The organism is Dietzia sp. CW19, from assembly GCF_014145265.1.
Classification (GTDB): Bacteria; Actinomycetota; Actinomycetes; order Mycobacteriales; family Mycobacteriaceae; genus Dietzia; species Dietzia natronolimnaea.
The window spans coordinates 1-7,416 of the sequence record NZ_JAALEE010000158.1 but is presented as its reverse complement, the minus strand read 5'-3'; the positions used below and the strand labels follow the sequence as shown (position 1 = coordinate 7,416).

The following is a 7,416-nucleotide window of genomic DNA, read 5'->3' as shown; positions in this document are numbered from 1 at the left end:
GACGCCTCCGCGGCCGCGACGGATCCGCCGACCACCGCGGCGGGCAACCCCCGGACCGTGCGACCGGCGGTGTCGACCAGGCCGAGCTGGCGGGTCAGGTCCGCGCCGCGGTCGATCACCCGCAGAACGAACTTCCGGGCCGGCTTGCCGCCGGATCCCCCGATCGGGTGGATCTCGCAGGGGACCGAGAACAGCGAGTCCAGTTCCCCGGACAGTCGGTCGGCGATCTCGCCCGAATCGACCTCCGCCTCGATCACGAGGCGTCCCGAGAGGACCTGGAGGGTGCCCGCGAACCGCAGGAGCGAGGCGATCTCCGCCTTCCTGGTCTCGGAGTTGCCCACCGGGACCCTCACCAGTTCGGACTTGACCTGTGCGGTCAGTGACACGCCCTGCTCCTTCGTTCTCCGGTCATTCATCGGCCCCCGCCGTCACCGTGGCGGCGAGCGCCCGGGCGAGCAGTGCGGGGTCGTGTACGGGTCTCATCGTCCCATCCGGTGCCGTCCTGGCGATGTCCGCCACCATGACCCGCGCGCCGAGGCCCGCCGCGGCGCGGTCGAGGTGCTCGCGCTCGGTCCCGCTGAGCGGCATCCGCGGGTCCACCAGGACGACGTCGACGTCGACCTTGGGCGCATGTTGGCGCAGGACGTGGAGGTGCTGTTCGGCGGAGAACCCGGCGGTCTCCCCGTGCTGCGGCGCCAGGTTGAGGACGAGCGCCCGGGTCGCGGCCGTGCGGGCCAGGGCGGACGCGATCTCGGGCACCAGCACGTTCGGGATGACGCTCGTGAACCACGATCCCGGCCCCAGGACGACCATGTCCGCGGCCTCGATGGCCTCGACGACGCCCTCCGCCACGGGCGGGTCGGCGGGGATGAGGCGTACCCGCCGCACGCTGCCGGGGGTGGTCGCCACCGCGACCTGGCCGATGATCGTGCGCACGACCCGGGGGTCGGCTTCCAGGCCGACGACCTCCGCGGCGATGTCGAGGGCGACCGGAGACATGGGGAGCACGCGCCCGGTCACCCCGAGCATCGACCCGACGGCGTCGAGCGCCTTGACGGGATCGCCGAGGAGTTCCCAGAATCCCGCGTAGACGAGGTTTCCCACGGCGTGGCCCGCCAGAGCCCCGGTTCCGCCGTAGCGGTGCTGGAACAGGCTGGTCAGCTGCTCGTGCTCGTCGTCGTCGGCGAGTGCGCACAGTGCCATCCGGAGGTCTCCGGGGGGCAGGATGTCGAGTTCGCGCCGGAGACGCCCGGAGGAACCGCCGTCGTCGGCGACGGTCACCACCGCGGTCACGTGGTCGGCCACCATCCGTCCGGCGCGCAGGGTCGCCGACAACCCGTGTCCTCCGCCGAGGGCGACGAGTGATCCCATCCGGTCGGATCCGTCGACCGTGGCCTGGTCGGTCATGCGATCACTCTCGTCCGAGGTCACGGTGCCGGACGTGGACGTCGACGGAGTCGAGGCCGGCGAGCCGCCCGGCCAGTGACTCGGAGATCGCCACGCTCCGGTGTTTACCGCCGGTGCACCCGACCGCGATGGTCATGTACCGCTTGCCCTCACGCCGGTACCCGGTCATCGCGAGACCGATCATCGTCACCGCGGCGCGGAGATACTCCTCGATGGACTCGTCCGCCAGCACGTAGTCCTGGACGGGCTTCTCGCGTCCGGTGTGCGCCTGCAACTCCGGGATCCAGTGCGGGTTGGGCAGGAACCGCATGTCGAGCAGCATGTCCACATCCACCGGTACCCCGTACTTGAAGCCGAAGGACTCGACGGTGAGGTGGAAGTCGAACCCCAGGTCACCGAACGGCTTCTCGAGCCGGTGCCGCAGGTCGTGGACGCTCAGCGCGGTGGTGTCGACCACGACGTCGGCGCGGCCGCGGATCCCCTCCAGCACCTTGCGTTCCCGCTGGATACCGTCGATCAGGCCGTCACCCGACTGAAGGGGGTGGGACCGCCTGACGTTGTTGAAGCGTTTGACCAGGGCTTCGTCGGAGGCGTCCAGGAACAGGATCCTCGCCTGCGGGCGTCCGTCGAAGCGCCCCAGCAGTTCGCCGATGTGCTCGTCGAACCCCAGGCTGCGGACGTCCGCCACGATCGCGAACCTCCGGGGTTCCTCCTCCGTCTCGCCGAGCCGATCCACCAGTTCTCCGATGAACTTCAGCGGGAGGTTGTCCACGACGTACCAGCCGAACTCCTCGAGCACCTTCGACGCCGTGCCCTTGCCCGCACCGGACATCCCGCAGATGAGCAGGAGTTCGCGGCTCTCATCGTTCATGTCCATGGTTCACCTCGAGTCGCTCGTTCCGCCATCGCCGACCGCACGGTCCGAGTCTCCCACGCCGGCGCCGGACCCGTCCGGACCCGGTGTGTCGGCGGGCGCCGCGTCCACCGCCGCGTCCGCCGTCGGTGTCGCCGCCGGGTCCCCGGATCCCAGGGTGGCCCGGATCGCGGCCGCCACCCCGGGGCCGATCCCGGGGACCGCACAGAGGTCGTCGATCCCGGCCGCCCGGAGAGCGGACACGGTGGGGAACTTCTCGAGAAGTGCGGCCCGTCGTGCGGGCCCGAGACCGGGCACCTCGTCGAGGACCGACGTCGTCATCCTCTTGGACCTGGCCCCCCGGTGCGCGCGGATCGCGAATCGGTGTGCCTCGTCGCGCAGACGCTGGAGGAGGAACAGCCCCTCGCCGTGCCGGGGGAAGATGACCGCGTACTCCTCCCCGGGCAACCAGATCTCCTCGAGTCTCTTGGCGATCCCGATCACCGGGACGTCGGTGACGCCGAGCTCGGACAGGACCTCGGCGGCGGCCTCCACCTGGGGTCGGCCGCCGTCCACCACGAAGAGCTGGGGAGGGTAGGCGAATCGGCGGGTCGGGGTGGACCCGCCCGCCCCCGCGTCGTCGGGCTCGGCCCTGTCGTCGACGGGGCCGTCGGTGTCATCGGGGGTCACCGCCGGCTCCTCGTGGTGCCGCCGGAACCGTCGGCGGGTCACCTCGGCGATGCTCGCGACGTCGTCGGAGTGGCCGTCGCCGGCCGCCTCGCGGATCCGGTAGAGGCGGTAGTCGCTCTTGCGGGGCAGCCCGTCCTCGAACACCACCAGTGAGGCCATGACGTCGGTGCCCTGCGTGTGCGAGATGTCCACGCACTCGATCCGGAGGGGGGCCGTGTCGAGCTCCAGGGTCTCCTGGATCTCCTGCAGCGCGGCCGACCGTGCGGTCAGGTCACCGCTGCGGCGCAGTTTGTGCTGGGTCAGGGCCTCCACCGCGTTGCGTCGGACGGTCTCGGCCAGCGAGCGCTTGTCGCCGCGCCGGGGGATCCGCAGCGACACACGGGATCCGCGCAGGGTGGAGAGCCAGTCGGCGAGCTCGTCGGCGTCCTCGGGGAGGGCCGGTACCAACACCTCCCGTGGCACCGCGGCGGCGAGATCCGCGCCCGAGTCTGCGCCCCCGGCCAGGTCGGCCTCCCCTCCGTAGAACTGGGCGAGGTAGTCCGAGACGACACCGGGGACCGCGAGCGCCGGGTCGAACCGGCCGTCGGCGTCCACCCCGTGTGCGTGCTCGACCACCCATCCGCGCTGGCCACGGATGCGCCCGTTGCGGACGTGGAAGACCTGGACGGAGACCTCCAGCTCGTCGGCCTCGACGCCCACGACGTCGGCGTCGGTACCGTCGCCCAGGACCACGGCCTGCTTCTCCATGGCCCGCCTCATCGCGCCGAGATCGTCCCGCAGCCGGGCCGCGCGCTCGAAATCCAGGTCCTCGGACGCCTCGAGCATCCGCTTCTCGATCCGCTTCATGATGACGTCGGTCCGGCCGGCGAGGAAGTCGCAGAGTTCGTCGACTATCTCGCGGTGCTCGTCCGCGGTCACCCGACCGATACACGGGGCGGCGCACTTGTCGATGTAGCCGAGCAGGCAGGGGCGGCCGAGCTGGGCCTGTCGTCGGAACACCCCGGCCGAACACGACCGCACCGGGAACACCCGTTGGAGGGTGTCGAGCGTGTCCCGGATCGCCCACGCGTGGGAATAGGGACCGAAGTAGCGGGTCCCGGCCCGGCGCGGCCCCCGGTAGACGAATGCGCGCGGGAACTCCTCCCCCACCGTCACCGCCAGGAGCGGGTAGGTCTTGTCATCCCGGTACCGCACGTTGAAGCGGGGGTCGTACTTCTTGATCCACGTGTACTCCAGTTGGAGCGCCTCCACCTCGGTGGAGACGACGGTCCACTGGACGCCCGCGGCGGCGGTGACCATCTGTCTGGTGCGCGGGTGGAGCAGGGTGAGGTCGGCGAAGTACGACCCGACCCGGCTGCGGAGGTTCTTGGCCTTGCCCACGTAGATGACGCGGCCCTGGGCGTCGCGGAACCGGTAGACCCCCGGTTCCGTCGGGATGGAACCGGGGGCTGGGCGGTAGGTGCGCGGGTCGGCCACGACGCCTCAGCGGTCGGCGACGGTCTCGGGGTCGGCGGCCGAGGGCTTGTACCGGCGGACCGTCTCCCGCATGGTGCCCATGGCGTCGACCGCGTCCTGACCGTCGACGGTGAGGATGGCCCAGACCCCGACGTGCTCGTACGCCGGCAGTTCGAGCCGCGGCCACATGCTCGATCGGGGGAACGTGATCCCCACGACGTCGTGCCAGTCCCAGAGCCGCGACCGCAGTGGTCCGCGGACCTCGACCCCCTGTTCGCCCACCCGCACCCTGATCCGGAGGAGGGTGAGCAGGACGCCGGCGAAGATCAGCCCGATCGCCACGAAGGCGAGCTGGTCGGCGAGCCCGATGGTGACCCCGGTGTCGTCGCGGACCAACACGATCGCCCAGACGACGTGGGCGAGGATGATGAGGATCGCCAGCGCGATCACGGCGATCCGGAGTCGCCGTGGGCGGTGTTCGAAGTCCCAGTGGGTCTGCCCCGGGCGCTCGAGATCAGAACGTCCGGTCATCGTCCGGCCCGCAGGTCGCGCAGGGTGACGGCCGCCCGCAGGGCGGCGGCGACCGCCTCCCCGCCCTTGTCCTCGGTGGCGCCCTCGTGCCCGTCACGGTCGCGGGCTTGGGCCTCGTTCTCGGTGGTGAGGACCCCGTGGGCGACCGGCGTGGCCTCGTCGAGCGCGATCCGGGTCAGGCCGTCGGTCACCGAGCCGCACACGTAGTCGAAGTGCGGGGTCGAGCCCCGGATGACCACCCCGAGGGCCACCACGGCGTCGTGTGACCTGGCGAGTTCCTGGGCGACCACCGGGAGCTCCACGGCTCCCGTGACACGGGCGACGGTGACCACCGCGCCGGAGGTCTCGGCCACCGCGAGGGCCCGGTCCATCAGTTGCGCGCAGATCTCGTCGTGCCAGGTGGAGGCCACCACGCCCAGCCGCAGCCCGCGGGCGTCGGGGATCACCAATTCCGGCCTACCGGTGCCGCTCATCGCCGATCCTCTCCGTTGGTGTCCGGGTCGATCCCGTCGTCCAGGCCCTCGAGCAGGTGACCCATCCGGTCCCGCTTGGTCCGCAGGTACCGGAGGTTCTCCGGGGTCACCGCGGTGGGCATGGGGACCCGCGCCACCACCTCGACCCCGCCGGCACGGAGGGCGTCGGCCTTGGCGGGGTTGTTGGTCATCAGCCGCACGCGCGTCACCCCGAGATCGCGCAGCATCTGCGCGGCCAGGCTGAAGTCCCTGGCATCGGCGGGCAGCCCGAGGTCGAGGTTCGCGTCCACCGTGTCGCGGCCGTCGTCCTGCAGCTGATAGGCGCGGAGCTTCTGCACCAGGCCGATCCCCCGGCCCTCGTGACCGCGCATGTAGAGGACCACCCCGCGCCCCTCCTCGCACACCGAGGCGACGGCCGCGTCGAGTTGCGGACCGCAATCGCAGCGCAGCGAGTGGAAGACGTCCCCGGTGAGACACTCGGAGTGGATGCGGACCGACACGGGCTCGTCGCCCGAGATGTCGCCGGCGACCATGGCCACGTGCTCGACCCCCTGGAGGACGTCGCGGTACCCGTGGGCGGTCATCGTGCCGGCCGGGGTGGGGATGCGGGCCGCGGCCTCGTGGATCACCTGCACCTCGTGCGCCCGCCGCCAGTCCTGCAGGGCCTCGATCGTGATCAGCGCGAGCCCGTGCTCGTCGGCGAAGCGCCGCAGTTCCGGTGTCCGGGCCATGGTGGTCGGATCGTCCTCGGACACGATCTCGCAGATCACCCCGGCGGGCCGCAGGCCGGCCAGGCGGGCGAGGTCCACCGCGGATTCCGTGTGGCCCGGCCGGGTGAGCACCCCGCCGGGACGCGCGCGCAGCGGCACCACGTGACCCGGGCGGGTGAAGTCCCCGGGGACGGCTTCGGTGGAGGCCAGCATCCGGGCGGTGCGGGCGCGGTCGGCGGCCGAGATCCCGGTCGAGACTCCGGTACGGGCGTCCACGGTCACCGTGTAGGCGGTGTCGTGCCGGTCCTCGTTGATCGCCCGCATCGGCGGCAGATCCAGGCGGAGGCAGTCCTCGGCCTCGACCGCGACGCAGACGTACCCGGACGAGTAACGCACGAGGAAGCCCATGAGCTCGGGGGTCGCGAGCTCGGCGGCGAAGATCAGGTCGCCCTCGTTCTCCCGGTCCTCGCTGTCCACCACGACCACGGCTCGTCCCGCCGCGATGTCGGCGATGGCGCGGTCGATGCCGTCGAAGGTGGTCACTGCTGCGGGTTCTCCTCGGTACTCATCAAACCCGGGCGTCGGCCGCGGGCACGGCCACAAGTATGGCGCATCCGGTCACCGGGACCGGCCACCGCGTCCACCGAGGAGACGCTCCACGTACTTGGCCAGCACATCGACCTCGAGGTTGACCGCGTCCCCCGGGGTCAGGCCGCCGAGGATCGTGTCCTCCAGCGTGGTGGGGATGAGCGAGACCTCGAACCACGGTTCGGTCTGGTCGAGCGCACTGACCGCCGACACGGTGAGGGAGGTGCCCGACACCGTGATCGACCCCTTCTCCACCACGTAACGGGCCAGGTCCTGCGGCAACGAGATGCGCACCACGTGCCACTGGTCGTGCTCGGTCCTGCTGATCACCGCGCCGGTCCCGTCGACGTGCCCCTGGACGATGTGACCCCCGAACCGCGCGTCCGCCCGCATCGCCCGCTCCAGGTTCACCGGGTCCCCGGGGCTCAGCGCACCCAGGGCGGTGCGGTCCAGGGTCTCGGCCATGACGTCGGCGTCGAATCCCTCTCCGGCGGTGAACTCCGTGACGGTGAGGCAGACGCCGTTGACGGAGATCGACTCCCCGTGACGGGCGTCCGACGTGACGAGGGGTCCGCGGATCCGCAGTCGCGCGGAGTCCCCGACGGTCTCGACCGATTCCAGCGTGCCGAGTTCCTCGACGATTCCGGTGAACATCAGTGTGGTCCTCTCGTGGATGTGGTCATGCGGTGCGTCTGGTCACGCGGTGCGT

General features: G+C 71.3%; 8 protein-coding genes. All 8 read right to left on the bottom strand.

The window, feature by feature from the left end; genetic code table 11:
- A partial coding sequence (gene whiA / locus G6021_RS05535; protein ID WP_182640817.1) for a DNA-binding protein WhiA occupies window positions 1-386 on the bottom strand: 386 nt, incomplete at its 3' end.
- A 22-nt stretch (window positions 387-408) separates the two neighbouring features.
- Entirely contained in the window at window positions 409-1,407 is a 999-nt protein-coding gene (gene yvcK / locus G6021_RS05530; RefSeq protein WP_182640816.1) for a uridine diphosphate-N-acetylglucosamine-binding protein YvcK, read from the bottom strand.
- A 4-nt stretch (window positions 1,408-1,411) separates the two neighbouring features.
- The gene (rapZ, locus tag G6021_RS05525) at window positions 1,412-2,284 is read right to left on the bottom strand and encodes an RNase adapter RapZ (RefSeq protein ID WP_179525333.1); all 873 of its coding nucleotides are present in this window, start codon (window positions 2,282-2,284) and stop codon (window positions 1,412-1,414) included.
- Between the two features lie 3 nt (window positions 2,285-2,287).
- Window positions 2,288-4,426: an excinuclease ABC subunit UvrC gene (gene uvrC, locus G6021_RS05520; RefSeq protein WP_182640815.1), complete on the bottom strand. Its 2,139-nt coding sequence runs from the start codon at window positions 4,424-4,426 to the stop codon at window positions 2,288-2,290.
- Between the two features lie 6 nt (window positions 4,427-4,432).
- Complete coding sequence (locus G6021_RS05515) at window positions 4,433-4,936, bottom strand: PH domain-containing protein (protein ID WP_179525335.1); 504 nt, start codon at window positions 4,934-4,936, stop codon at window positions 4,433-4,435.
- Complete coding sequence (gene ribH, locus G6021_RS05510; protein WP_179525336.1) at window positions 4,933-5,409, bottom strand: 6,7-dimethyl-8-ribityllumazine synthase; 477 nt, start codon at window positions 5,407-5,409, stop codon at window positions 4,933-4,935. The genes G6021_RS05515 and ribH overlap by 4 nt, the downstream gene beginning before the upstream one ends.
- Window positions 5,406-6,662 carry a bifunctional 3,4-dihydroxy-2-butanone-4-phosphate synthase/GTP cyclohydrolase II gene (locus tag G6021_RS05505; RefSeq protein WP_182640814.1) on the bottom strand — a complete coding sequence of 419 codons (1,257 nt, stop codon included), beginning with the start codon at window positions 6,660-6,662 and terminating at the stop codon, window positions 5,406-5,408. The genes ribH and G6021_RS05505 overlap by 4 nt, the downstream gene beginning before the upstream one ends.
- A 75-nt stretch (window positions 6,663-6,737) precedes the next feature.
- Window positions 6,738-7,361 carry a riboflavin synthase gene (locus tag G6021_RS05500; protein ID WP_182609494.1) on the bottom strand — a complete coding sequence of 208 codons (624 nt, stop codon included), beginning with the start codon at window positions 7,359-7,361 and terminating at the stop codon, window positions 6,738-6,740.
- Window positions 7,362-7,416: the final 55 nt, after the last annotated feature.

Excerpts from the sequence above, each read along its gene's own strand:
- G6021_RS05515 (WP_179525335.1), bottom strand. The coding sequence starts at position 4,936 with ATGACCGGACGTTCTGATCTCGAGCGCCCGGGGCAGACCCACTGGGAC.
- G6021_RS05500 (WP_182609494.1), bottom strand. The coding sequence starts at position 7,361 with ATGTTCACCGGAATCGTCGAGGAACTCGGCACGCTGGAATCGGTCGAG.
- yvcK (WP_182640816.1), bottom strand. The coding sequence starts at position 1,407 with ATGACCGACCAGGCCACGGTCGACGGATCCGACCGGATGGGATCACTC.
- rapZ (WP_179525333.1), bottom strand. The coding sequence starts at position 2,284 with ATGGACATGAACGATGAGAGCCGCGAACTCCTGCTCATCTGCGGGATG.
- ribH (WP_179525336.1), bottom strand. The coding sequence starts at position 5,409 with ATGAGCGGCACCGGTAGGCCGGAATTGGTGATCCCCGACGCCCGCGGG.